The 25,516-nt window shown below is 62.1% G+C and carries 22 protein-coding genes; 17 read left to right on the top strand and 5 right to left on the bottom strand.

Annotated elements, in window-relative coordinates; translation table 11 throughout:
• The first annotated feature begins 84 nt into the window (after positions 1–84).
• The 8 genes from HT585_RS09925 (at position 85) to HT585_RS09890 (ending at position 7,339) form a co-directional block, all read left to right on the top strand.
• A complete protein-coding gene (locus HT585_RS09925) occupies positions 85–690 on the top strand; it encodes a glutathione S-transferase (protein WP_176352741.1) in 606 nt (201 codons plus the stop codon).
• Positions 683–1,219, top strand: a complete 537-nt coding sequence (locus tag HT585_RS09920; RefSeq protein ID WP_176352740.1) for a dihydrofolate reductase — start codon at positions 683–685, stop codon at positions 1,217–1,219. Before HT585_RS09925 ends, HT585_RS09920 begins: the two co-directional genes overlap by 8 nt.
• 255 nt (positions 1,220–1,474) lie before the next feature.
• On the top strand, positions 1,475–2,575 hold the full coding sequence (hflK, locus tag HT585_RS09915; protein ID WP_176352739.1) for an FtsH protease activity modulator HflK: 1,101 nt from the start codon (positions 1,475–1,477) through the stop codon (positions 2,573–2,575).
• Positions 2,572–3,495, top strand: coding sequence for a protease modulator HflC (hflC, locus tag HT585_RS09910; RefSeq protein ID WP_173420556.1), 924 nt, complete (start codon positions 2,572–2,574; stop codon positions 3,493–3,495). Before hflK ends, hflC begins: the two co-directional genes overlap by 4 nt.
• A 7-nt stretch (positions 3,496–3,502) precedes the next feature.
• Positions 3,503–3,688 (top strand): DUF2065 domain-containing protein, encoded by a 186-nt coding sequence (locus HT585_RS09905; protein WP_025427670.1) that lies wholly within the window; start codon positions 3,503–3,505, stop codon positions 3,686–3,688.
• 6 nt (positions 3,689–3,694) lie between these two features.
• Entirely contained in the window at positions 3,695–4,081 is a 387-nt protein-coding gene (locus HT585_RS09900; RefSeq protein ID WP_025427669.1) for an ACT domain-containing protein, read from the top strand.
• A 293-nt stretch (positions 4,082–4,374) separates the two neighbouring features.
• Positions 4,375–5,883: a DegQ family serine endoprotease gene (locus HT585_RS09895; RefSeq protein WP_425513730.1), complete on the top strand. Its 1,509-nt coding sequence runs from the start codon at positions 4,375–4,377 to the stop codon at positions 5,881–5,883.
• Positions 5,884–6,436: 553 nt separating this feature from the next.
• Positions 6,437–7,339, top strand: a complete 903-nt coding sequence (locus tag HT585_RS09890; RefSeq protein ID WP_176352738.1) for a LysR substrate-binding domain-containing protein — start codon at positions 6,437–6,439, stop codon at positions 7,337–7,339.
• A 97-nt stretch (positions 7,340–7,436) separates the two neighbouring features.
• Here HT585_RS09890 and HT585_RS09885 read toward each other — a convergent pair whose 3' ends face one another.
• Positions 7,437–8,006 (bottom strand): GNAT family N-acetyltransferase, encoded by a 570-nt coding sequence (locus tag HT585_RS09885; RefSeq protein WP_176352737.1) that lies wholly within the window; start codon positions 8,004–8,006, stop codon positions 7,437–7,439.
• On the bottom strand, positions 8,003–8,890 hold the full coding sequence (serB, locus tag HT585_RS09880) for a phosphoserine phosphatase SerB (protein ID WP_176352736.1): 888 nt from the start codon (positions 8,888–8,890) through the stop codon (positions 8,003–8,005). Before serB ends, HT585_RS09885 begins: the two co-directional genes overlap by 4 nt.
• On the opposite strand from serB, the gene miaA reads away from it, so the two are divergent.
• The gene (miaA, locus tag HT585_RS09875; protein WP_176352735.1) at positions 8,889–9,800 is read left to right on the top strand and encodes a tRNA (adenosine(37)-N6)-dimethylallyltransferase MiaA; all 912 of its coding nucleotides are present in this window, start codon (positions 8,889–8,891) and stop codon (positions 9,798–9,800) included. The two genes, serB and miaA, sit on opposite strands and share 2 nt — an antisense overlap.
• A gap of 283 nt (positions 9,801–10,083) precedes the next feature.
• Here miaA and HT585_RS09870 read toward each other — a convergent pair whose 3' ends face one another.
• A complete protein-coding gene (locus HT585_RS09870; RefSeq protein WP_246707657.1) occupies positions 10,084–11,637 on the bottom strand; it encodes an arylsulfatase in 1,554 nt (517 codons plus the stop codon).
• 573 nt (positions 11,638–12,210) lie between these two features.
• Between HT585_RS09870 and HT585_RS09865 the strand changes: the two genes are divergently transcribed.
• Complete coding sequence (locus HT585_RS09865) at positions 12,211–12,552, top strand: potassium channel family protein (protein WP_176352733.1); 342 nt, start codon at positions 12,211–12,213, stop codon at positions 12,550–12,552.
• Positions 12,553–12,615: 63 nt separating this feature from the next.
• Positions 12,616–13,716 (top strand): calcium/proton exchanger, encoded by a 1,101-nt coding sequence (gene cax, locus HT585_RS09860; RefSeq protein WP_176352732.1) that lies wholly within the window; start codon positions 12,616–12,618, stop codon positions 13,714–13,716.
• A gap of 63 nt (positions 13,717–13,779) precedes the next feature.
• On the opposite strand, the gene HT585_RS09855 is transcribed toward cax, so the two are convergent.
• Together HT585_RS09855 and HT585_RS09850 are read right to left on the bottom strand one after the other, a co-directional pair.
• Entirely contained in the window at positions 13,780–14,580 is an 801-nt protein-coding gene (locus HT585_RS09855) for a transporter (protein ID WP_210270369.1), read from the bottom strand.
• A gap of 298 nt (positions 14,581–14,878) precedes the next feature.
• The gene (locus tag HT585_RS09850) at positions 14,879–16,927 is read right to left on the bottom strand and encodes an ATP-binding protein (RefSeq protein WP_176352731.1); all 2,049 of its coding nucleotides are present in this window, start codon (positions 16,925–16,927) and stop codon (positions 14,879–14,881) included.
• Positions 16,928–17,098: 171 nt separating this feature from the next.
• On the opposite strand from HT585_RS09850, the gene HT585_RS09845 reads away from it, so the two are divergent.
• From HT585_RS09845 to ilvN, 6 genes are all read left to right on the top strand, one after another.
• Positions 17,099–19,522, top strand: coding sequence for an arylsulfatase (locus HT585_RS09845; protein WP_176352730.1), 2,424 nt, complete (start codon positions 17,099–17,101; stop codon positions 19,520–19,522).
• Between the two features lie 62 nt (positions 19,523–19,584).
• Positions 19,585–19,947, top strand: a complete 363-nt coding sequence (locus HT585_RS09840; protein WP_246707617.1) for a hypothetical protein — start codon at positions 19,585–19,587, stop codon at positions 19,945–19,947.
• A 492-nt stretch (positions 19,948–20,439) separates the two neighbouring features.
• On the top strand, positions 20,440–20,973 hold the full coding sequence (locus tag HT585_RS09835; protein WP_176352729.1) for an SRPBCC family protein: 534 nt from the start codon (positions 20,440–20,442) through the stop codon (positions 20,971–20,973).
• Positions 20,974–21,209: 236 nt separating this feature from the next.
• A complete protein-coding gene (locus HT585_RS09830; RefSeq protein ID WP_176352728.1) occupies positions 21,210–22,427 on the top strand; it encodes an MFS transporter in 1,218 nt (405 codons plus the stop codon).
• Between the two features lie 593 nt (positions 22,428–23,020).
• Positions 23,021–24,799 carry an acetolactate synthase 3 large subunit gene (locus tag HT585_RS09825; protein WP_176352727.1) on the top strand — a complete coding sequence of 593 codons (1,779 nt, stop codon included), beginning with the start codon at positions 23,021–23,023 and terminating at the stop codon, positions 24,797–24,799.
• A 22-nt stretch (positions 24,800–24,821) separates the two neighbouring features.
• Positions 24,822–25,394, top strand: coding sequence for an acetolactate synthase small subunit (gene ilvN, locus HT585_RS09820; protein WP_176352726.1), 573 nt, complete (start codon positions 24,822–24,824; stop codon positions 25,392–25,394).
• The last annotated feature ends 122 nt before the right edge of the window (positions 25,395–25,516 follow it).

Genomic DNA, 25,516 nt, shown 5'->3' with positions numbered 1-25,516 from the left:
GAGGGTCTTCCGCCTCTGGCGTAATTCAGGCGTTGCAGCGGCCTTTGCGTGTTCTGTTCGACGCGGCGCTGTCGGGAGGTTTCGATGCTGACGCTCATCCACGCACCGCAGTCGCGCTCCTCGCGCATCGTCTGGCTGCTCGAGGAGATCGGTGCGGAATACGAGATCCGTTATGTCTCGATCCGGCGCTGGGATGGCTCGGGCGCGCCCGACGATGACAATCCGCACCCGCACAAACAGGTGCCGGCGCTTTTGCACAGGGGCGCGCTGATCTGGGAATCGTCCGCCGTGGTGCAGTACCTGACCGACCTTCACCCCGAATGCAGTCTCGGCCGGGCGCCGGGCCATCCCGAGCGCGGCGCCTATCTCTCCTGGCTTGCCTATTATGCCGGCGTGATCGAGCCGACGGCGCTGGCGCACATCACCGGGGCGACGATCAACAATCCGGCGCAGGCGCGGCTCTACAGCGAAATGTGCGGGCATGTGATCGACGTGCTCAGCCGGCAGGCCTATCTGCTCGGCGCGACGATGAGTGCCGCCGATCTGCTTTTGGCCAGTGCGCTGCAATGGATGCGCAAGATCCTGCCCGAGAGCGAGGTCGTCGACCGCTACATAAGGGTGGTGACGGACCGCCCGGCCCTTGTCAGGGCAAGTGAAATCGACAGCAAACCGAATGGGTTCCATGACTGATTCCAGCACCAACGAACCGAAAGTCTCCCTCATTGCAGCGGTTGCCGCCAACGGCGTGATCGGCCGCGAGGGTGATCTGCCCTGGCGGCTTCCGACCGACCTCAAGCGCTTCAAGGCGCTGACGATCGGCAAGCCCGTGATCATGGGGCGCAAGACCTGGGCCTCGATCGGGCGTCCGCTGCCGGGCCGGGCGAACATCGTCATCAGCCGCAGCGCTGATTACTCCGCCGAGGGCGCGATCGTCGTGCATTCGCTGGAAGAAGCGCTCGCCGCGGCGCGGCGAGAAGCTGAGGCAACCGGTGCGGACGAGGTCTGCGTCGTCGGCGGCGGCGAGATCTATCGCCAGGCGATCGGTGCGGCGGATACCCTTCATATCACCGAGGTTCCGGCCGAAGTCGAAGGCGATGCGCGCTTTCCCGAAATCGATCCCGCCGTCTTCGACAAGGTGTTCGAAGAGGATCTGCCGCAGAGCGAGAAGGACAGCCATGCCATGCATTTCGTGACCTGGCGCCGGCGTAGCGTAGGTTGATCTGGGATCATTGATCGGCGCCGGCCGACGGCGAAGGTGCCGGTGCACGTTCGAGGTGTCACAGCGCTTGGTGCGGCAGATGCGACGCGCGACGCTGGAATGGTTTATTCGTCAACTATTTTGAACCATTTACGGTGAACTCTGGCCTATCGCGTTGAAAGCGATGCATGTCATACCTATAACGGGTTCACATCGTGGACGTCCGTGCATTCGCGCGGCAGTTCATCGTGAGCAGTATTCAAAAGAGAGGTTTTGATGCCCTGGAGCAATCAGAATGGCGGCGGCGGCCCTTGGGGTGGCGGCGGCGGCGGAGGCAATCAGGGGCCATGGGGCCAGGGGCCGAACCGCCCGCGTGGCGGCGGCGGCAAAGGCGGCCCGCCGGATCTGGAAGAGATCATTCGCCGTGGCCAGGATCAGCTGAAGAACGTCGTTCCCGGTGGTTTCAACGGCGGCGTCTTTGCCATCGTCGGCCTGCTGATCGTCGGCTTCATCCTGATCAACTCGATCTACACCGTCCAGCCGGATGAACGGGGCGTCGAAATGCGCTTCGGCAAGCCGAAGGACGAGATCTCGATGCCGGGCCTGCACTATCATTTCTGGCCGCTCGAAACCGTCGAGTTCGTCAAGATTACCGAGCAGCAGCAGAACATCGGCGGTCGCAACAGCGGTCAGTCGAATGCCGGCCTGATGCTGACCGGCGACCAGAACATCGTCAACGTTCAGTTCTCGGTGCTGTATTCCGTCACCGATCCGAAGGCCTATCTCTTCAACGTCGAAAATCCCTCCGACACGCTGCAGCAGGTTGCCGAAAGCGCCATGCGCGAAGTGGTCGGCCGTCGTCCGGCCCAGGACATTTTCCGCGATAACCGTCAGGCGATCGCCGCCGACGTGAAGAGCACGATCCAGGCGACGATGGACAGCTACGGTGCCGGCATCTCGGTCAATACCGTGGCGATCGAGGATGCGGCTCCGCCGCGCGAAGTCGCCGACGCGTTCGACGAAGTGCAGCGCGCCGAGCAGGACGAAGATCGCTTCGTCGAAGAAGCCAACCAGTATGCCAACCAGATCCTCGGCAAGGCCCGCGGTCAGGGCGCGCAGATCCGCGAAGAGGCAGCCGCCTACAAGGATCGCATCGTCAAGGAAGCGGACGGTGAAGCCCAGCGCTTCATCTCGGTCTATGACGAATATTCCAAGGCGCCCGACGTGACCCGCAAGCGTCTCTATCTCGAAACGATGCAGGGCGTGCTCGGCAAGTCGAAGAAGGTCATCATCGACGAGAAGAACGGGCAGGGCGTCGTGCCCTATCTGCCGCTGAATGAAATCGGTCGGCCGGCACAGACGGGAGCCGCACAGTGATCAACAATCGTACTTCAATCATCCTGATCCTGCTCGCGGTCGTCTTCGTCGGTCTCTACTCGTCGGTCTTCGTGGTCAACGAGCGCCAGCAGGCGGTCGTCGTCCGCTTCGGTCAGATCCAGGACGTCAAGACCGAGCCGGGCCTCTACTTCAAGCTGCCGTTCGCCTTCATGGATGCCGATCGCGTCCAGTATGTCGAGGACCAGGCCCTGCGCTTCGATCTCGACAACATCCGCGTCCAGGTCTCGGGCGGCAAGTTCTATGAAGTCGACGCCTTCGTCGTCTACAAGATCGCCGACCCCCGCCGCTTCCGCGAAACCGTTTCGGGCGACCGTGACTCGGCCGAGGCGCGTCTGCGCACCCGTCTCGACGCATCGCTGCGTCGCGTCTACGGTCTGCGCGGCTTCGAGGCCGCGCTGTCCGACGAGCGTGCATCGATGATGCGCGAAGTTCGTGCCGACCTCCAGGCCGATGCCGAAACGCTCGGCCTCAGGATCGAGGACGTTCGCATCCGTCGCACGGACCTGACGCAGGAAGTCTCGCAGCAGACCTTCGACCGCATGAAGGCCGAGCGTCTGGCGGAAGCCGAACTGATCCGCGCCCGGGGTAACGAAGCCGGCCAGCGTCGCCGCGCCATCGCCGACCGTCAGGTCGTCGAGATTGTCGCCGACGCCCAGCGCGAATCGGAAATCCTGCGCGGTGAAGGCGAAGCCGCACGGACGAAGACCTTTGCCGACGCATTTGCACGCGATCCGAAGTTCTTCGAATTCTACCGTTCGATGACCGCCTATACGGAGTCGATCGGCAGCTCGGACACGACGCTCGTGCTGTCGCCGCATTCGGAGTTCTTCCGTTATTTCAATGACTCGGAAGGCAACCCGCCGGCTGCGACAACGACGCAACCGGCGACCGGGAACTAAGCGGACTATGTCCGACTTTCTGACCGGGATCGCTTTCTTCCTGATCATCGAGGGGCTGGTGTACGCACTGGCCCCTTTGGTTTTAGTGGAATTGGCGAAGCGTTTGCCGTATGTCCCGGAGCATCAGCTTCGACTGGCCGGGGTATTTTCCGTTGCCGCCGGTGTCGGACTTGTCTGGTTGCTTCGAGGATAATGCGAAATGCCACATAAACTGCTGATCCGGCTGGTCGACGCCGAATATGCGATCACCCGTCTCAATGTCGGTTCCCAGATGCCGGAATGGCTGCCGGGGCCGGGTTTCTGGACCGTGTCTAGCTCGCGAGAGGAAATGACCCTCGTCTGCCGCGCCGCGCGCGTTCCTTCCAGCACCCAGAGTTCGCTCGGCTGGCGCTGCTTCCGCATCGAACAGCATTTCAGCGTTGACGTGCCGGGCGTGCTTTCTTCCGTGCTCAGGCCGCTTTCGGCCGCAGGCATCGGCGTCTTTGCCAATTCGACCTTCAGCACCGACTACATCTTCGTGCCCGGTTCCGATCTCGACAAGGCGGTGCAGGCGCTGAAAGAACATGGGCACGAGATCACCATCTGATCGTCGGTCCGTATCCGCTCTTTCGGGCGGATCAGAAAATCGTGTCTGGACGCTTCTGAATTCCGCCGTATCTTCACAGGAAGATCGGGCGGAACGGGATCCCCGGATCGCGTCGCTGTCACCATCTGCATACCGCCTGCGACCGGGTCGGTCGAAGGATTGGGGTATGCTGGAAATCAAGGTCGCTGCAGCGCTCCTTGCGCCTCTTTTGGCGCATGGGGCTGCAGAGTATCGCATGACGCGCTATCCTTTGAGGTATCGCACCGCCGAGACAATGTGAGGAGCTCCGCGAATTGTCCACTCGATCGAAATCCTTCGGCGCCCTGGCGCTGGTCGCCTCGCTGCTTCTGTCCAACGTGGCGATGGGGCAGACGGCTGCCGTTCGCCCGCCGAGCAATGGCCCCGCATCCGTCGCCGACCTTGCCGCCGGCCTGCTTGATGCGGTCGTGAACATCTCGACGTCGCAGCGCGTCAAGAATGACGACGATGCGCCGACGCCGCAGGTGCCGGAGGGCTCGCCCTACCAGGACTTCTTCGACGAGTTCTTCAAGGGGCAGGCAGACAAGGGCGGCAACCGCCAGCGTACCGTCAATTCGCTCGGCTCCGGCTTCGTCATCGATCCCGCCGGCGTGATCGTCACCAACAATCACGTGATCGAGGGTGCCGACGATATCGAAGTGATCTTCGCCAATGGCAGCAAGCTGAAGGCCAAACTCGTCGGCAAGGATACCAAGACGGATCTCGCGGTGCTCAAGGTCGAGCCGAAAGCGCCGCTGAAGGCGGTACCTTTCGGCGATTCCCGCAAGATGCGGATTGGCGACTGGGTCATGGCGATCGGCAATCCGTTCGGCTTCGGCGGCTCGGTATCCGTCGGCATCATCTCGGCACGCGGTCGTAACATCAATGCCGGCCCCTACGACAATTTCATCCAGACGGACGCCGCCATCAACCGCGGCAATTCCGGCGGCCCGCTGTTCAACATGCAGGGCGAGGTAATCGGCATCAACACCGCGATCATTTCGCCGACGGGCGGCTCGATCGGCATCGGCTTCTCGGTGCCGACAGAGCTTGCCGCCAATGTGGTGCTGCAGCTGAAGGATTTCGGCGAGACGCGGCGCGGCTGGCTTGGCGTGCGCATCCAGCCGGTGACGGACGATATCGCCGAAAGCCTGAAGTTGGCCGCGCCGCGCGGCGCGCTGGTCTCGGGTATCATCGAGGGCGGGCCGATCACCAAGGGTGAGATCAAGGCCGGCGACGTCATCATCAAGTTCGACGGCAAGGATGTCTCGGAGATGCGCGACCTGCAGCGGGCAGTCGCCGAGAGCGGCGTCGGCAAGGCCGTGGACGTCGCGATCATCCGCGACGGCAAGGAACAGACCGTCAAGGTCACGCTCGGCCGGCTGGAGGATGGCGAGGACGTCGCCAATGCCTCGGCAACCACAAGCGACGAAGGCGTTGACGAAAAGAAGACCGACCAGCCGCCAGCCGCCGAGATGCCCGCCTCGGACACGGTGCTTGGCATGAAGCTGACCACGCTCAATGCCGAAAGCCGCAAGAAGTTCGGCATTGCCGACGATGTCGAAGGCGTCGTGATCGCCGAGGTGCAGGCAGGGTCGGCCGCAGCCGAGCGCCGGGTCGAGCCGGGTGACGTGATCGTCGAGGTCGGTCAGGAGGCGATGGATACGCCGGATGACGTCTCCGACCGTGTCGAGGAGCTGAAGTCCGACGGTCGGCGCAACGCGCTGCTGATGCTCGCCAACAAAACGGGCGAGCTGCGCTTCGTTACCGTGCGCATGGAATAGCACGGCGCGGCGCGATGGCATTTTCCTGAATCCTTTCAGGTCTGTCGCGCCGCTCCCTCATAGTCCGATTCGGATTTCTGAAATTTTGATTCAAGGCGGCCGGTGACGTCGAATGCCATCGATTGAGAGCGATCGCACGGCAGGTCACTACACGAATTGGAGCGCGCCTCGACGCCTTTTGAGTGTCGACGGCGCTGCGTAGCCTCGGCGTGCGCCATTGCTTTTGCGAGTGTCCGTGAACGGTGCGAAGCGATTCTGCCAAAAACCGTGGTGATGAGCCAAACCCGCTACTCCGCTTTCGGCGGAAATGATCGCCGACGGTGGCGACCATCATTCTGCGTAACAGCGCACGCCAGCATCCTCCATCTCTCCCGTCCGGGTGTGGTGTATGTGGCGCCTTGGCGGTTGAAAGGTCATCAGACGCAGCGCGTCGATCAGGGTCTCGAGGATGGCAGACATGGCCGGATCCTCCTTTCTGTTTCCTCATTTCAACGCACTTGCCGCCAGGGCTCAAACGAGTTTACAGTCGTCTTCAGATGACTTGAGGTTATGCATGAAGCGCGGCCGGCTGCCCCTGACAGCGTTGCGGAGTTTCGAGGCGGCGGGCCGGCTCGAAAGCTTCACCCTGGCTGCGGGCGAGCTGTTCGTCTCGCAGGCGGCGATCAGCCGGCAGATCCGTGAACTGGAGGACCTCGTCGGTCGGCCGCTGTTCGAACGGCGGCATCGCAGCGTCCGCCTGACCGCGGAGGGGCGGTCGCTGCTGTCGGTGCTGACAGCGGCTTTCGACATGGTGGGAGACAGTCTGGAGGCGCTTTCGGGGCGCAAGGCAAGCCAGATATTGAAGGTCAGCGCCGAGCCATCCTTTGCCGGCTGCTGGCTTGTGCCGCATCTGGCAGAGTTCCAGCGCGAGCATCCAGAGATCGACCTGGTGATCGACGCCGATCCCCGGCTGGTGGGGTTTCGCAGCGGCGACGCCGATATCGCCATCCGCCACAGCTTGAACCTCTCGTCCTGGCCGCGCGTCGAGGCGCGAAGACTTGCTCAGGTGGAGATGATCCCGGTGATTGCGCCGGAGCTTTCGCGGTCGGGCCGGCTGTTGTCGACGCCTGCCGATTTCCTCCAGCATGCGCTCCTGCACGAGGACAACCGTGAGGCATGGCAGCAATGGTTCGCCGCTGCCGGGGCAGGGCCGGTTGGCATCGAGCGCGGCGCGATCTTTGCCGATGGCGCCATGGTCCTGCAGGCGGCGCTGCGCGGCAACGGCGTCGGGCTGATCGACCGCGATCATGTGCGTGACGAACTCAAGACCGGACGACTGCTGCAACCGTTCGATATCTCGGTGCCCTATGGCGCCTTTTTTCTAGTGGCGCGGCGGTTCGATGCGCTGTCGGAGGCGGCGCAGTCGTTTGTGACCTGGGTCGAGCGGGCGTATCCCGGGGCAGGGTGCGGGAACTGAAGCTTCGAACATGGGCGGCGGATGAGGGGCCATATCGTGCGCGACTGACCGGCTCGCGAACAGCCGCAAGCCGCCACTACGGGCGCGGCGGGCGCGATCACGTCCTTGCCCGCTGCGCCTGCCAGTCCGCCCGTGTCATCGCATAGAGCACGTGACGAACGAGTTGTGGTTTGTCGGCGGGGATGCGTGGGTGGTTGAAGTCGCGGGTGGGGTCGCGGTGCATGCCGAGGCGGACCATCACTGCCGTCGAGCGGGTGTTTTCGGGAATGGCGAACGAGACGATCTCGCGCAGGCCCTTCTCCTCGAAGCCGAAGCGCAGAAGGTCGAACGCGGCCTCGGTGATATAGCCCTTGCCCCAGAAGGGGACGGCAAGCCGCCAGCCGATCTCGACCGTGCCTTTCGGCAGGTAGGGGGCGAGGTCGGTGTAAGCCAGACCGCAGAAGCCGATCGGCCGATCGTCGTCTTTCAGTGCCACTGCGAAGAAGCCGAGGCCGGTCTCTGTGATGCCGCGACCGACGCGGTCGAACAGTGCGTCGGACTCCTCGCGGCTGCGGCGATGGGGGAAGAATTCCATCACCTTGGGATCGTTGTTGATCTCGAAAAAGAGATCGCGGTCGGTCTCCTTCCAGGCGCGGATTCGCAGCCGCTGGGTCTCAGAAACGATCATTGGACGAAATCGGTCTTGCGATAGCCCTGCAGATAGAGGAGGGCTGTGAGGTCACCATGGTCGATGCGCACCTTCGCCTGTTCGGCAACCACGGGCTTTGCATGCAGCGCAACGCCGGTGCCGGCAAGCTGCAGCATGCCGAGATCGTTGGCGCCGTCGCCGACGGCAAGCGCCTCGTCGGTCGAAATGCCGAGGCGGCCTGATATGTCGAGCAGCGCATCGACCTTGGCCTGCTTGCCGAGGATCGGCTCGGCGACCTCACCGGTCAGCGTGCCGTCCTTTTCGATCAGCGTGTTGGCACGGTTTTCCTGGAAGCCAAGCATGTCGGCGACCGGGCCGGTAAAGACGGTGAAGCCGCCGGAAACGAGCGCGGTGTAATAGCCTTTGGCCTTCATGGTGGCGATCAGCTCGGGGCCTCCAGGCGTCAACGTGATGCGCCTGGCGATGACATCGCCGACGACGCTGGACGGCAGGCCCTTCAAAAGCGCGACGCGCTCGATCAAAGCCGGCTCGAAGGCGATCTCGCCGTTCATGGCGCGGGCAGTGATGGCGGCGACCTTGTCCTTGAGCCCCACTTCGGCGGCAAGCTCGTCGATGCATTCCTGGCCGATCATGGTCGAATCCATGTCGGCGATCAAAAGCTTCTTGCGCCTTGTGTCGGCGTCCTGGACGGCGACGTCGATGGCCACGCCGTTGAGCACGCCGCGCAGCGCCGCCTCGGCGGCGAAGGGGTCTGTGCCGTCCCTAAGCGCGAGGTCGCAGGCGATGCCGTCGGCAAGCCAGTAGAGACCGGATGCCTTGACGGCGTCAGCGGCGGCTTCCGCGAGCGCTGGCGTCAGAACAGGATTTGACGGATTGGCGATAAGCGTGGCAACGAGAGCCATGGACAATAACCTTGAAACCGATACGGACGCGATCCTGATAACCGGGCCGACCGCCAGCGGCAAGTCCGCGCTTGCGGTCGAATTGGCGCGCCGCCACGGCGGCGTGGTGATCAACGCCGACAGCATGCAGGTCTACGACACCTTGCGGGTGCTGACCGCGCGTCCCGACGAAGCCGACATGGGCGGCGTCGAGCACTGTCTTTACGGCCATGTGCCGGCCGGTGAAGCCTATTCGAGCGGCGCCTGGTTGCGCGAGGCGGAGGCGCTCGTCGCTGCACTGCGCAAGGACGGCCGGTTGCCCGTCTTCGTCGGCGGCACCGGGCTCTATTTCAAGGCGCTGACCGGCGGGCTTGCCGATATGCCGGAAATTCCCGCCTCGATCCGCGAGCAGTTGCGTGAGCGGCTGAGGCAGGAGGGGCCGGAAGGGCTGCATGCCGAGCTTGCCGCGCGCGATCCGCGAACGGCGGACGCGCTGAAGCCCGGTGACGGCCAGCGCATCGTGCGCGCGCTCGAAGTGATGGAGGCGACCGGCCAGTCGATCCGTGTCTACCAGCAGAAAAAAGGCCCTGAGATCATCGATCCGCAACGGGCGCGCAAGCTGGTGGTGCTGCCGGATCGCCAGGTGCTGCACGATCGTATCAACCGCCGCTTCGGCTTGATGCTGGCAGGTGGGGCGGTCGACGAGGTGCGTGCGCTCATGGCGCTCAATCTCGACCAGGCCATGCCGGTTATGAAGGCGATCGGCGTCAGCCAGATTGCCGCGCTGTTGCGCGGCGAGATCGACGAGGCAGAGGTGATCGAGACCGGCTCGGCGGCAACCCGGCAATATGCCAAGCGGCAGATGACCTGGTTTCGCAACCAGCTCGACGACAGCTGGCAGCGCATCGAGAGTGCTTCCGAGGCGGCGTGAATTTCTGGCGGGTGATCGCGCCCCTGGCAACGTTCGGGTTTGGAATTGTGATCAGAAATTCAGCCTTGCGGTAAAAAGCCGCCGTCCTCGGCGGCTTTGTCGCTTGGTGCGGGGTGTCGTCTGGTCGCCCACACAAAGACCCGCTTTCGTTCTTCTTCAGGCCACATCGGGAGATGTGACGAGAGCGCGTCGCGATCGTTCAGATTCGGTTGGCGCGCTTCAAGGTCTTGTTTTCACGCGTGTCGTTGTCGCAAAACCGCGGAACACTTTTACGCGACATGCCTTAGTTGCCTGTTGGCAGCGAGATCTTGAAACCGTCCTTTGACAACTCTTCGCGTAGCCACTGGAACTGTTGGTACTTCGAGATCTCGAGCGGACCGGTGTAGGTTTCGCTCTGCAGCTTGCGCGGCGGATACTTCACATAGGTCTGCATCAGCTGCTTGATCGCGTCGCTGATGGTGACCATCGTCCAGGTGCGCTCGGTATAGTTGTTCATGAAGATGTCGTAGCGCTCCTGCGGATCCTGCCAGAGATCGAAGACCTGCGGGACGGTTGCGACATATTTGGATGCACCTTTCCAGCCAAGGTTCGAATCGACCGCCAGCCCACCCGTCTCTTGACCATCATCGCCGCGCAGGTTGAACACGGCCTTGTAGTTGCCGACGCGGGCAGCGCCGGGCGAGAGCTCGTTCTCAGTGAAGTAGAACCAGGAGGTGCGTTCCGACTTGCCCGTACCCAGCAGGATGGGCGACATGTCATAGCTGTCGAAGATGATCGGTTGGCCCTCGCGGTCCTTGTCGGGCAGGGCGACGCCCGCGACGGCGGCGAAGGTTGCCATCAGATCGAGCCCGCCGACGATATCGTGGTTCTTGCTGTTGGGCTTGATCTTGCCTGGCCACACAGCGATAGCGGGAACGCGATTGCCGCCTTCGCGGACGGTGCCCTTGGTGCCGCGGAATGGCGTGTAGCCGGCGTCAGGATACACATCCTGCCAGGCGCCATTATCGGTGGTGTAAAACACCAGGGTATTTCTGTCCAAGCCGGTTTCATGGAGTTTATCCATGATGCGGCCAATGCGGGTGTCCAGTTCCACGATGCTGTCGGCATACTTCGATTTCGACATCGACTTATGCTCGAACTCCGGTGCCGGCATGTTCGGCTGATGCACCTTCATGAAGTTGACGCTGATAAAGAAGGGCTTGCCGGACTTGGATGCGTCGTCAAGGAAGCCGACTGCGGCCTTCTCGACGTAGCTGTCGAAGAACGGAATACCGACAACGCCGGGTGCGCCATTGATCGTTGGGGTGTCGACGTACTGGCCGTTGATCTTGAACTCCTCGACTGCCTTTTCACCCGTTTTGCCTGACAGGGCGCCTTTTGTTACCCGCTGGAACATCGCCCGCAACTTCGGGTCCATGTCCGGGAACCAGGTCGGATCGGCGTAGGTGTAGGCGTTCAGGTGGTAGAGCCCGCAATATCTCATCACGTCGAAGCCCTGGGCGTTCGGCAGCGCGTAGTCAGCCTCCCCAAGGTGCCACTTGCCAGTGAAGTAGGTATCGTAGCCGCCAAGCTTGAGAACGGACGCAAGGGTCCATTCGGCTGCAGGCAGGCCACCGCCCTGGCCCTGAAACGCGACGGTCGTCATGCCGCTGCGATTGGGAATTCGCCCCGTGATCATCGCTGCACGGCCGGGCGTACAACTCGGCTGGGCGTAGAAGTCAAAGAACGTCATTCCATTGTCTGCCAACCTGTCGATGTTGGGGGTCGGCATTCCGCGGCCCTCGCCGCCGCCATACGGCCCGAGGTCGCCGAAGCCCGTATCATCGGAAACAATCATGAGAATGTTGGGTTTGGCAGATTGCGTTGTCTGGGCTGCCGCCGATCCCCAGGGGACGGCGACCAACGTAAGCGCCGCAGCGACTGTTGCGAGGAACTTGGTTCGGGCTTCGAGGCCCAACCGGCGGCTTGTCAATGAATGTGGTCGATCAGCTTGGTCTATCATGATCAGTGTCCTCATCTGTTGTTTGGATGTGACTGCGAACGAGATAGGCGGGAATAGGCGCAGCCCGGCCGGATAAGCCGTGCCGCAAGAACCCCGATTGCTGTCCTGGCATTCTGTGCACCTTTGCGGCGCGGGGCGCAGTTTCGTCTTTTTTAGAATTTGCGCAAGTATGTTGCGGCAACCTAGGCTTCCATCGTCGGTTGAGCACACGATGCCCCAGTGTGAGGCAGCCTGAGAGAATTCAGGTTCCCTCCATCGTTACCGTTACAGAGTTGACATTCATCCACATTAGATCACCCTAAATTGCAGCCTGGACTGCAGGAGCAGTCCGGTTATCGGCGACATCCCGAACAAGCGTTCAGGCGGTCATCATGGGGGTGTCAGGGGTTTCTTTTTCGAGTGGGTCCGATGGGGTCTAAGCACACGAGACGGATCTTCTTCATTGCGTTCTATCGCCAGCTTGGCGTTGTCTGGCCAATCCTGTCCGCCATTCTTTGCATCATGGTTGGCGGCGGCCTGGTGATCGGGCGAATAGAGGAGTGGCGGGTGATCGACGCCCTGTATTTCACCTTTGTCACCGGTCTCACCATCGGTTACGGCGATCTGACGCCGAGCCATACGTCTTCGCGGGTGCTGTCCATGGTGGTCGGCTTTTCCGGGATTGTGCTCACCGGCCTCGTTGCAGCGGTCAGTGTCCAGGCGCTGCAGGCGACCGCCGATGAACACAACGACCGAAAGCCGCCGGACTGAACCTCGTTCATGGTCGCCTTCAGCGGTGCGGTCAGGAAACGTCAATGCTTTCCGGAGGGTATCATGAGCCAGCTTTGGCACGAAATTCGGCACACTCCGCTTCTCTGGCTGCTGGTCTTGGCGCCGCTGGTGCTGGTGGCGCATAGCGCAGTGCCTGATGCACATACGCTGCTGTTTCTGCTCTCGGTCCTGGCGATCATTCCATTGGCAACCTTGCTCAGCCACGCCACCGAAGCCGTCGCTGCGAGAACGGGCGACACGGTCGGCAGTCTGCTGAACGCGACGCTCGGCAATCTGACCGAACTCATCATCGCACTCGCCGCATTGCGGCTTGGTCAATACACGCTGGTGAAAGCTTCGCTGGCTGGCGCCATTGTCTGCAACACGCTCTTCATGCTGGGGGCGTCATTCCTGCTCGGCGGACTGAAATACCACGTTCAGGATTACAACCGCGTCAGCGCCCGCCTGCAGACGAGCCTTCTTTTCCTGGCAACAATCGCACTGATCGTACCCTCGGCAATGGCCGATGCCGATAGTGTCGCTGCGGCGCCGGATTTCATGCAGGATCTGAGCTTCGGTCTGGCGATCGTTCTGATCATCGCCTACGGGTTGGGGCTGTTCTTCTCTTTGAAGAGCCATCGCGAATTCTTCGGCAGCGCCGAGCACGCCTCCGCCTCGGATGAGGCTCCCTGGCCGTTGAGTGTAGCACTTGCGACGCTTGCCGCCGTGACGATCATGGTCGCTCTGGTCAGCGAGGTGTTCGTGGAATCGGTTCAGCAGGCGGCAGAGACGTTCGGAATGACGCCCGCCTTCGTGGGCTTTATCGTGGTCGCACTCGTCGGCGCGGCGGCAGAAATGACTTCGGCATTTTCCGGTGCGCGCAAGAACCGGCTGGACCTGAGCGTCGGCATTGCGCTCGGCAGTGCGGCCCAGATTGCGCTTTTCGTTGCTCCGGTGCTTGTGCTCCTGAGTTACGTCATCGGCCCGACGCCGATGGACCTGCAGTTCTGGCCGGGTGCAGTGATCATGGTGTTGGTGGCCACCATGACCGCCATCATCGTCACCAACAGCGGTCGCGCCGCGTGGTTTGTGGGCGTGCTGATGCTGATGGTCTATCTGATCTTCGCCATGACGCTGTATCTGCTGCCGCCCAAACTGTTGTGAGTTCACGCGCGGGCAGGCATGCCGATGACAGGCGCGGCACTGCGGAGCGCCCGATCCTGGGCGTTACTTCGGGAAAAGGAATGTCATCGTCAGCCGGACGCCGAGGCCCTCCGGGCCATTGTCGGGTGCTGCCGCCCAATAGCGCACGCCGGCGCCAAGGCTGATCGGCTGCTTGTCGATGGTGATCAGCTTGGAGATGTTGAAGTTGATCGGGACGCTCCACTCTTCCGCCTTCCAGTCATAGGTGGATTCGGTGTTGAGCGTGAAAGTCCAGGCATCGTGCGTCGTGTAGGACAGGAACGGCTGCAGGAAGGTGGAGCTGATGTCGTTGCGCTCGTCGCTGCCGGCAAAAGACCAGATGTGGTTGGCAAGTACGCCGTAGGTCCATTCTCTTTCCTGCTTGAGCACGACGACGGTCGGGCCGGCGCCCCATTTTTCGCCGCCGAGCAGATCGTCGGTCGCGGTCGGGATAAGAAATGCCGGGCCGACGCCCCAGATGATCCCGCTTTCCGTGGGTTTTGCGGGCGAGAAGAAGAGGCTCTGCAGCGTGTCACCGAGGCCGAACTGCGAGCCGCTCGGACCTGCAATGTCGTTCTGCGAGGTTACCGGCAGAATGGTTCGCGAAATGACGTTCCAGTCGGCGTTCAGCGAGAACGGAATGACCGGCTGGATGTTGAGCGTCGACTTGTTGCCGTCATCAGGCCCGTAGCCGCTGTCGTAGTTGAACTGGAAGGGAACACTGATCAGCGAGGCGATGGGGTTTGAAAGCTTCTTGGCGAGATCCGCATTCGAATCCTGCGCCTGCGCCGTCGTCGCGAACATGGCGAACAAGGCTGTGGCGTATTTCAACCTGGCGTATCGCATGAGTGATCCCCTCTGTCGGCCCTCATGCATCAACCCCGTGCACCCGGCCGTGATTCCTGCTTGGATTTGAGTGTGGCGACATAGCCGCAATTTAGCAACAGCAAGAAAACGCGGGGGGAACCAGAAGGAGAGTGACGGCACGGCAGGCCTGTCTGATCAAGTCGATTGGCTCGCTGGAGACGCCGAAGCGATCCTTGATCGGCATGCCTTGTCCCGATGGCCGAGAGCACGACGGAGAAGCCGGGAGCCGCCTTCACGGTTGTGGCGAAGGCCACGACCTGCCGAGGCGCGCCTGGTATCAGGGCTTGCGGATGATGCTACCGAGCGGGCGCCTGAGAAGGCTGTCGCGCAGCGAGCCTTCGCGGCGCGGCTCCACCGCCGGACGGGCGGCGTGGGGATCGGCCGGTGACAGCGGGCGATAACCGGCCGTCGTCTCGGGAGGTTCCGTCAGAAGCTGCTGGCGAATCTGGTTGAAACGCTCGAGCTGCGGATTGCCGGGTTCCGGCGCGCGCGGCAGCATATCGGGGCGGTAGGGCTCGATTTCGTCCGGTGTTTCCTTGAAGCCGGTCTCCTCCGGCTCGTCATGGGCCTCCGGTCCGAGTTCGGCGGCCCAGAGCCGCTCTTCCTGTTCACCGGGGTCGGTGGCCGCCAGATAGCTCTGCTGGAAACTGGAGATGTTCGGGCCGGTGATCGCCCGCATGCGGTTGACGATAGAACGAATGTCGACCGTCGGCGGTTGATCTTCGTCAATCCGGTCGGTGATCCCGTGGGCGCGCGGCAGCCGCTCTTCCTTGACGCGATCAAAGCGCATGCGCATGGGCACCGCAACTGCCTCGCCGAAGGCGATGGCTTCACCGTTGCCGATCGAGGAGATGAAGCTGGTGGTCGAGATCGACGAGTTGGGAATGGCCGAGCGGATGATGTCCTGGTCGCGGTCGTTGGCAAGCCGCATGGCAAAGACCGTCGAGCACTGCGACAGGATCGTCGGGTCGAGTTCGCCCGGGCGCTGGGTGATGATGCCGAGCGACACCCCGTATTTGCGGCCTTCCTTGGCGATGCGGGCAATCGCCTGGCGCGTCGGCAGGAAACCGAGCGAGGGATCGGCGGGCACGTAGCGATGGGCCTCTTCGCACACGACCAGCATGTGGATGCCGCCATTGCTCCAAAGACCGATTTCGAACGCCATGCGGCAGAGAACGGAGGCGACGGAGTTGACGACTTCGGAGGGAATACCGGCAAGCTGGAAGGTGGCGATCGGCCGGCCATCGCCGGGAATGCGGAAGACCTTGGCGATCGTATCCTGGATCGTGTCGGAGATCGTGTTCGACGAGAACATGAAATGGTAGCGCGGGTCGTTGATCGCCGAGACAATGCGGACTTTGAGCGAGCGCAGGTGTGGCTTGTCGTTTCGCCCTTCAAGCCGGCCGATGCGCTCCTCGATCAGCGCCAGCAGATCGGCGATGCGATAGGGCACGGGGGTATCGGCGGTGACAGAGCTCTTTTCCGTCTGGCGCCGCATCAGGCCGGATTCGGCACTGCCCTTGAAGGCCTTCTTCGCGTCCGGGATGACGTCGCGCAGGATATCGAGCTCTTCGGGCACCGCCGGCCGGCCACGGAAGATAACCTCGGCGAACTCTTCCAGCCGGAAGAACCAGAAGGGCAGGTCGAGTGTTTCGGGGTCGATGACGACGGAAAGCTCCGGGAAGGCGGCGGCGAACTCGTTGTGCGGATCGAGGATCAAGACGCGCAGCTTCGGATCGGCTGATATCGCCTTGTTGAGAAGCAGCGTCACGGCGGTCGACTTGCCGACGCCGGTCGTGCCGACGATGGCGAAATGTTTTGCCAGCATCGACGGCACGTGGATCGTCGCGTCGAGGCTTTCGTCCTGCGTCAGCTTGCCGATGATGCAGCAATCATCCTGGCCGGAATCGTAGATGCGGGCGAGATCTGCGGCGCGGATGCGGTGGGCGACGGCCCCGAGATAGGGATAGACGCTGATGCCGGCGGAAAACTCCTCGCGGCCGCTTGGCCCCGGATGAACTTCGCCCATCAACTCCACTTCGATGCGGAACGTGTTGTTGGCGTCTTCGCCCCATTCGGTGCCGACGGTCTGCATGGAGTAGACGAGCGCGACGACGCGGTTCCTGCCGACCGTGATCGAAATCAGCCGGCCGACCGACCAGAGTTCCGTCAGCGACGTTTCGCCCTGTTCGGCGACGGCGGCGATGGTTGCGCGCGAACCGCTGCACGCAACGACGCGGCCGAGGAAGCGATTGCCGGGCTTCAAACCGTCGCGGCGATCCTGCTCTCCGGCACGTATCGAGGAATGAAGATCATTGTTCAGCAACGCAAAACCCCGGCACAACGGTCCTTCATGTTAGCGCTTGGGATTTAACAACTGGTTTCGACGGTGGCTGCGAGCGACGCAGGACCGATCTGGTGCATTGCTGGGATCAATTTATGCGCGTACTCTAATGTATTGAATTAAAAAATCTGCATGCCACGGGAGGTTTCCATCATGAAAATTCGTGACAGCATGCTTTTGGGCGCAGGTTTTCTCGCCATGAGTTGCATCTCCTGTTTTGCGCAGGAGGTCAAAGGCGTCCTCGGTTCTCCGACGGCCACAACCACGATTGACGGCAAACAGCTTCCCCAATCGGATCCGAGCTTCGGCGGCGTGATCAAGCAAAAGGCCACGGAGTCGCAGCCCTGGTGGGCCCCGCGCATCGTACCGCCGCAGGGTGCTCCAAACGTGCTGCTCATCATGACGGACGATGTTGGGTTTGGTGCGCCCGGCACCTTTGGTGGCGTCGTCCCGACGCCTGCGCTTGATCGCATCGCCAACGAGGGTCTGCGTTTCACCAATTTTCACTCCACATCGCTGTGCTCACCGTCACGCGCGGCACTGATTACCGGCCGCAATCATCACGTCGCCGGCTTCGGTGTCGTTGGTGAGATGGCGACGGGGTACCCAGGCTACGACTCGATCATCCGCAAGGAGAACGGCACCATCGGCACCGTTCTCAGGGACCATGGCTACGCAACCTCATGGTTCGGCAAGAACCACAACACACCCTTCTACCAGTCGAGCCAGGCGGGCCCGTTCGACCAGTGGCCGAGCGGGATGGGCTTCGACTATTTCTACGGCTTCGTCGGCGGCGACGCGAGCCAGTGGCAACCGAACCTGTTTCGCAACACCACGGCCATCTACCCGTTTGAAGGCAAGCCCGAGTGGAACCTGACCACGGCAATGGCCGACGATGCCATACAGTACATGAAGCAGCTGAAGGAGATCGCGCCGGACAAGCCGTTCTTCGTCTATTACGTGCCCGGCGGCACCCACGCGCCGCATCACCCCACGCCGGAATGGATCAAGAAGATCAGCGACATGCACCTCTTCGACGAGGGCTGGAACAAGCTTCGCGAGACCATCTTTGCCAACCAGAAGCGGCTGGGCATCATGCCCGAGAATGCCAAGCTGACACCTTGGCCGAAGCAACTGCCGGAATGGGATACGCTCAATATCGAACAGAAGAAGCTCTTCATAAAGCAAGCGGACGTTTATGGAGCCTATCTCGCCTATACCGACAACGAGATCGGCAGGGTCATCCAGGCGGTCGACGATCTGGGCGAACAAGACAACACGCTGATCATCTACATCAGCGGCGACAACGGTGCGAGCGCGGAAGGCACGCTCAACGGCACGCCGAACGAATTCACGACATTCAACGGGGTCCCAGTGCCGGTGAAGGACCAGTATCTCTGGTACGAATTCTGGGGCTCGGACCGCACGTTCCCGCATTTTTCCGCCGGTTGGGCGTGGGCGTTGGGCACGCCGTTCAAGTGGATGAAGCAGGTGCCGTCGCACTTCGGCGGCACGGCCCAGGGCATGGCGATGTCGTGGCCGGGACACATTGCTGACGCGGGAGGTATCCGCCGTCAGTTCCACCATTTCATCGACATCGTGCCGACGATCCTTGAGGCAACCGGTATCAAGGCGCCAGATACGATCAACGGCGTCCAGCAACGCCCCTTCGACGGCGTGAGCATGGTGTATACGTGGGACAAGGCCAATGCCGAGGCGCCATCCACGCGCAAGACGCAATATTTCGAGATGCTCGGCAATCGCGCCATCTATCACGAGGGCTGGGTGGCGGCGACGACGCCAGCGACCCTGCCGTGGGAGCTCAGCTCCAAGACGCCTCCCGATGTGATCTCCGGATACGAATGGGAGCTCTACAACGTCAAGGACGACCCCACCCAGTTCGACGACCTTGCCGCCAAGATGCCGGACAAGCTCAAGGAAATGCAGACGCTGTTTTATTCGGAGGCCGCAAAGCATGACGTGCTGCCGCTGGATAACTCCACGCTCGCCCGCTGGAACGCGCCCCGTCCGAGCCTGACGGCGGGACGAACGGAATTCACCTATTCGGGCGAACTCAGCGGCGTGCCAGCCAATGCCGCGCCGAGAATACTGGACAAGTCCTACACAATCACGGCCGAAGTCGAGATACCCGAAGGTGGGGCGGAAGGCATGATCGTCACCGAAGGTGGGCGGTTCGGCGGTTACGGACTGTTCCTGAGCAAGGGAGAGCTCGGTATCGGCGGCGGAAAGGTCGTCTTCCTCTATAATCTGCTCGATCTCAAAAGGACCACATGGGAAGGGCCGGCACTGGGTGTTGGAAAGCACACCATTGTATTCGACTTCAAGTCGGACGGGCCAGCGTTGGGACAAGGTGGCATGGGTATCCTGACAGTGGACGGCAAGGAAGTGGCCAGGAATTCGATGGATCACACCACGCCGATTACGTTTCCGGAAGACGAAGCTTTCGACGTCGGGCTGGATACGCGCTCCGGCGTCGCCATGATCGAGTATCGCTACGATCCACCTTTCAGGTTCACGGGCAAGATCGACAGGCTGACGTTCAGATTGAACGAGTAACCGACCATGAATGCGCAAGGTCGTTCGTGCCGCGGTGATGCACGTGGTTGTAGGAAGGGTCGATGCCGGTGAGTTCGACGAAAACGGTTCTGATGGTGGCCGCCGTCTGCGAGGCGGCCACGGGGATGGCGCTGCTCATCGGTCCGTCGTTTGTGGGGGAGCTGTTGTTCGGTGAGCCTCTCGTCGGCGCAGGGGCGGCGGCCGCTCGCGTGGCCGGGATCGCCCTGATCGCATTGGGGCTTGCCTGCTGGCGGCATTCGCCCCTGGTCGGCATGCTCACCTATAATGTGGGCGTGACGCTGTATCTTGCCTATCTCGCCGTCGCCGGTGAGCTGACCGGTGTCCTCCTGTGGCCGGTCGTCGCGCTGCATGCCATCTTTTCCATCCTCCTATCGCGTGCATGGCTCACCGCTCCGCAGCGTTGAACGAAGATCCTGGTTCATTGCGCGGGGACCTCGGAGCGACAAGCCGATCGATGGCCAGGGGGCCAACCTGTTGGCAACGGTGAGAAAACCGATGCTGAAGAGGAGGGGATCGCCTGCCGCGCAGCCAACCGCTCGGGGATCCATGCGTCCTGTCGCAACTGTAATTCAACCAATTGGTTGACTATCTGGTCGATCGCGCGTACATTCAACCAAATGGTTGAATTATAGGTGCCGGAGATGCTGTTCGTCTTTCACCCTGACCACCAGCCGAATGCCCAAGAACGCTTCTGGATCGCCCGTCTCGACAGGCTCGAGACGGTGCTGCGCCAGCGCGGGCCTCCATCGGCAGAAGGCCATGGCCTTACCGGCCGTGGAGAGGTCAACACCCGTTCAATCGAACCTCACCCGACGGACACCGGCCCGATCTATTCAGGCCCGGTGGACCCAAGCCAGAAAAACCGAAGCACGACAAACCCAAGAAGGAGACGGCAGATGAATGATCTTGCGACCCTCGACGCCTATGGCGTGCTGAGCGAACCCGACACCTTGAAGATGACGCGGCTCTTGCCGGGCCCGATCGAGCGGGTCTGGGCCTATCTGACCGACAGCGACCTGCGCAGGCAGTGGCTGGCTTCGGGTGAGATGGAGATGAAGGTCGGCGCGCCGGTCGAGCTTGTCTGGCGCAACGACGAACTGACAAACCCGCCCGGCGAGCGCCCGGACGGCTTTCCCGACGAGCACCGGATGGCAAGCCGGATCACCGAACTCGATCCGCCGCGAAAACTCTCGATCAGCTGGACGGGCAGCGGCGACGTTTCCTTCGAGTTGGAGCCGGTGGGCAACAAGGTGCTGCTGACAGTTACCCATCGCAGCATTGCCGACCGCGCCACCATGCTGATGTTCGGTGCCGGCTGGCACATGCATCTCGATATCCTGGCTGCCCGCGCGACAGGCGCCGAGCCTATGTCCTTCTGGGACGGCTGGAGCCGGCTGATGAAGGACTACGACCAGCGCCTCCCTGCCTGACCGGGCGCAGCAGGCGTGTGGCGCTGTCGGGGTTCACTCTCCCGGAGCCGCACGCCGGCTTTCCTGCCGAAATTCCTTCGGGCAAAATAAGTGAGGCGACGAGTCGGATGTCCGGGCGCGGAAACGTCCTTGTGCCGAGGGGCGACGTGAGCGCCTTGCGCGGAGGTGCCGCGCGCGGCGGGCGCAAGCCGGGCCACCAACAACAGCAGTCGAGGCGAGGTACGAGGAGATACCACATGCGTGATTCCCGATATCGCTGGGTGATCGTCGCGGCGGGCGGCCTTTTGGGCTGTATCGCCATCGGCGCAATGTTCTCTCTACCAGTGTTTCTTCGGCCGATCTCTCAGGATACCGGCTGGTCGGTCACCGGCGTCTCCAGCGCAATGACGGTTGGATTTGTTTCCATGGCGGTGGCAAGCATCGCCTGGGGCAGCCTGTCGGATCGGTTGGGAGCACGGCTGATCGTGCTGATCGGATCGGTCATTCTTGCCGGAAGTCTGTTTCTGGCGAGCCGGGCGACATCGCTCATCGAGTTTCAGATCGTCTTCGGCCTCCTCGTCGGCGCAGCGACGGCTGCGGTCTTCGCGCCGATGATGGCCTGCGTCACTGGCTGGTTCGATACCCATCGCAGCCTGGCGGTATCGCTGGTTTCTGCCGGCATGGGCATGGCGCCGATGACCATGTCGCCGCTGGCAGCATGGCTCGTCTCCCTCTACGACTGGCGAACGGCACTGCAGATCATCGCGGTCATCGTTGCCGTCGTGATGATACCGACGACGCTGCTGGTGCGCCGCCCGCCGGTTCAAGACCATGAAAACATCGCTTCAGCCAGGGATAGCGGACCGCAATCGTCAATGTCGGTCGGCCAGGCCGTCCGGTCGCCGCAGTTCATTGTGCTTCTGTTGACGAACTTCTTTTGCTGCGCCACCCATTCGGGTCCGATCTTCCATACGGTGAGTTACGCAGTCACCTGCGGCATCCCGATGATAGCCGCCGTGTCAATCTATAGCGTCGAAGGGCTCGCGGGCATGGGTGGCCGCGTCGCCTTCGGCTTGCTCGGCGACCGGTTCGGAGCCAAGCGCATCCTGGTATCGGGACTGCTGATCCAGGCATTCGGCGCGCTTGCCTATGTCTTCGCCAGCGGGCTGGGAGCGTTCTATGCGGTGGCGGCCCTGTTCGGCTTCATCTATGCGGGTATCATGCCGCTTTATGCGGTGCTGGCGCGCGAGAATTTTCCGCAGCGGATGATGGGCACGGTGATCGGCGGCACGGCCATGGCAGGGAGCCTCGGGATGGCGACCGGTCCCTTGGCCGGTGGGCTGATCTACGACGCCTTCGCCAGCTACGCCTGGCTCTACATCGGTGCCTGGGGCATCGGCATCGGCGCCTTCCTGATCGCCTTGACCTTCAGGCCATTCCCAAAAGCCGTGCTGGCGCCTGCACCTGCGCAGTGAGCGCGCGCGATTAAGCGGTCAACGCATGACGTCGGCAGAAGCTTCGGCGGCGATCAAAGGTGTATTGACCACAAATGGCCCGGGCCGGCTCTGTCGCAACCGCTCTATTCGTGGGAGTTCATGTCGAAGACGACCCAGCGGAAGAACAGGTAGATTGCGGCCGCGCTGATGACCAGCGGCGAGAGGACGGAAAGATCAAGCATATCATTGCCTTGTTTTTTAGAACTGCATCATGCAGCAGGGGCATCTTTCCTCAGGCCCCTTAAATTTAAGTGGAACAATATGGTAAATGGATTTGATTGATGGTCGCGGTGCGAGGCCGCGTCATCGTTGTTGGCCGCTGCCGTGCCGGCCCGCGACAGGGCGATCGGATATCTCCTGGAAAAAGCGTTGACGCTTTAGCGCTTTGTGTTTATCAAATCGTCCCATGATAAATTTTGCGATTATTCTTGTGGTGGGACGGCGCATGGGCAGGATGGTGTAACCATCCGGCGGTAGCCACCCATGCGCTAAACGAGGCTCCTGACGGGGCCTTTTTTTATGCCTTCAAACAAGCTAAGCACCCAACTGGGAAAAGGGACGGAAGCAAGTCAATGAGCGGTACAGAGAACCAGATGACAGGCGCGGAGATCGTTCTCCAGGCTCTGAAGGACAATGGCGTCGAGCATATCTTCGGCTATCCCGGTGGCGCCGTGCTTCCGATCTACGACGAAATCCACCAGCAGGAGGATATCCAGCACATCCTCGTTCGCCATGAGCAGGGCGCCGGCCACATGGCCGAAGGCTATGCCCGCTCGACCGGCAAGGTCGGCGTCATGCTGGTCACCTCCGGTCCGGGTGCGACCAATGCCGTCACGCCGCTGCAGGATGCGCTGATGGATTCCATCCCGCTCGTCTGCATCTCTGGCCAGGTTCCGACCTCGCTGATCGGCTCCGACGCCTTCCAGGAATGCGACACGATCGGCATCACCCGGCCGTGCACCAAGCACAACTGGCTGGTTCGCGACGTCAACGATCTCGCCCGCATCATCCATGAGGCCTTCCGCATCGCCCAATCCGGCCGTCCGGGCCCTGTCGTCGTCGACATCCCAAAGGACGTGCAGTTTGCGACCGGCACCTACACGCCGCCGTCGGCCGTTCCGGCGCAGAAGAGCTACCAGCCGAAGACGCAGGGCGACCTGAAGAAGATCGAAGAAGCCGTCGAGCTGATGAAGACGGCCCGCCGTCCGATCATCTATTCCGGTGGCGGCGTCGTCAATTCCGGCCCGCAGGCCTCGACGCTCTTGCGCGAACTGGTCGAGCTCACCGACTTCCCGATCACCTCGACGCTGATGGGGCTCGGCGCCTATCCGGCTTCGGGAAAGAACTGGCTCGGCATGCTGGGCATGCACGGCACATACGAAGCCAACATGGCGATGCATGACTGCGACGTCATGGTCTGCATCGGTGCACGCTTCGACGACCGCATCACTGGCCGCCTCAACGCGTTTTCACCCAATTCCAAGAAGATCCACATCGACATCGATCCGTCGTCGATCAACAAGAACGTGCGCGTCGACGTACCGATCCTCGGCGATGTCGGCTCGGTTCTGGAAGACATGGTTCGCCTGTGGCGCGCGGCCAAGAAGGCCGACGACAAGGCGCGGCTCGCAGACTGGTGGGAAGGCATCGTCAAGTGGCGCGCGCGCAACTCGCTGGCCTATGCGGCCAACGACGACGTGATCATGCCGCAGTACGCGATCCAGCGCCTCTACGAGCTGAGCAAGGGCCGCGACACCTACATCACCACGGAAGTTGGCCAGCACCAGATGTGGGCCGCCCAGTTCTTCGGCTTCGAACAGCCGAACCGCTGGATGACCTCGGGCGGTCTCGGCACCATGGGCTACGGCTTCCCGGCCGCCATCGGCGTCCAGGTCGCGCATCCGAACAGCCTCGTCGTCGATATCGCCGGCGACGCCTCGATCCAGATGTGCATCCAGGAAATGTCCTGCGCCGTCCAGTACGGCCTGCCGGTCAAGATCTTCATCCTCAACAACCAGTACATGGGCATGGTGCGCCAGTGGCAGCAGCTGCTTCATGGCAACCGCCTGTCGCACTCCTACACCGAGGCGATGCCCGACTTCGTCAAGCTGGCCGAAGCCTATGGTGGCGTCGGCATCCGCTGCGACAAGCCGAGCGAACTCGATGCTGCGATCCGCAAGATGATCGACACGCCAGCGCCTGTTATCTTCGATTGCCGCGTTGCCAATCTCGCCAACTGCTTCCCGATGATCCCATCGGGCAAGGCGCACAACGAGATGCTGTTGCCGGATGAGGCCACGGACGAAGCGGTCGCCAACGCGATCGACGCCAAGGGCCGCCAGCTGGTTTGAGATAGGGACAGGAAACAACAAAATGAGCGCACACCTTCAACCGACCGGTTCCGCCTATTTCATCGCCAAGGAAACCGAAGTCGCCGAAACGCACACGCTTTCGGTTCTCGTCGACAATGAGCCGGGCGTTCTTGCCCGGGTCATCGGCCTGTTCTCCGGCCGCGGCTACAACATCGAGAGCCTCACCGTTTCGGAAACGGAACATGCGGCGCATCTCTCGCGCATCACCATCGTCACGCGCGGCACGCCGCACGTGCTCGACCAGATCAAGAACCAGCTGGAAAGGCTGGTTCCGGTCCACCGCGTCGTCGATCTGACCGTGCGCGCCGCCACGCTCGGTCATGACCGTCCGGTCGAGCGCGAACTGGCGCTGGTCAAGGTGCACGGCTCGGGGGATCAGCGCGTCGAGGCCCTGCGGCTCGCCGACGCCTTCCGCGCCTCGGTCATCGACGCCAACATCGATCACTTCGTGTTCGAGATCACCGGCAAGCCAGCCAAGATCGAACAGTTCATCGCCATCATGAAGCCGCTCGGCCTCATCGAAGTCTGCCGCACCGGTATCGCCGCGATGAACCGCGGCCCGCAAGGCATGTGATTGCTGGTTGAAGGGGCGCGCGCTGTTGGCGCGTGCCCCGTGCCTGATGGGGAGGCTGCCCCTCACCCTAACCCTTTCCCCGCAGGCGGGGAGAGGGGCGCAACCTCGAGTTCGCGCAATTA

Source organism: Ensifer oleiphilus (assembly GCF_013371465.1).
Lineage (GTDB): Bacteria > Pseudomonadota > Alphaproteobacteria > Rhizobiales > Rhizobiaceae > Ensifer > Ensifer oleiphilus.
The sequence above is the reverse complement of the archived record's forward strand: the minus strand, read 5'-3'. Positions and strand labels throughout refer to the sequence as shown.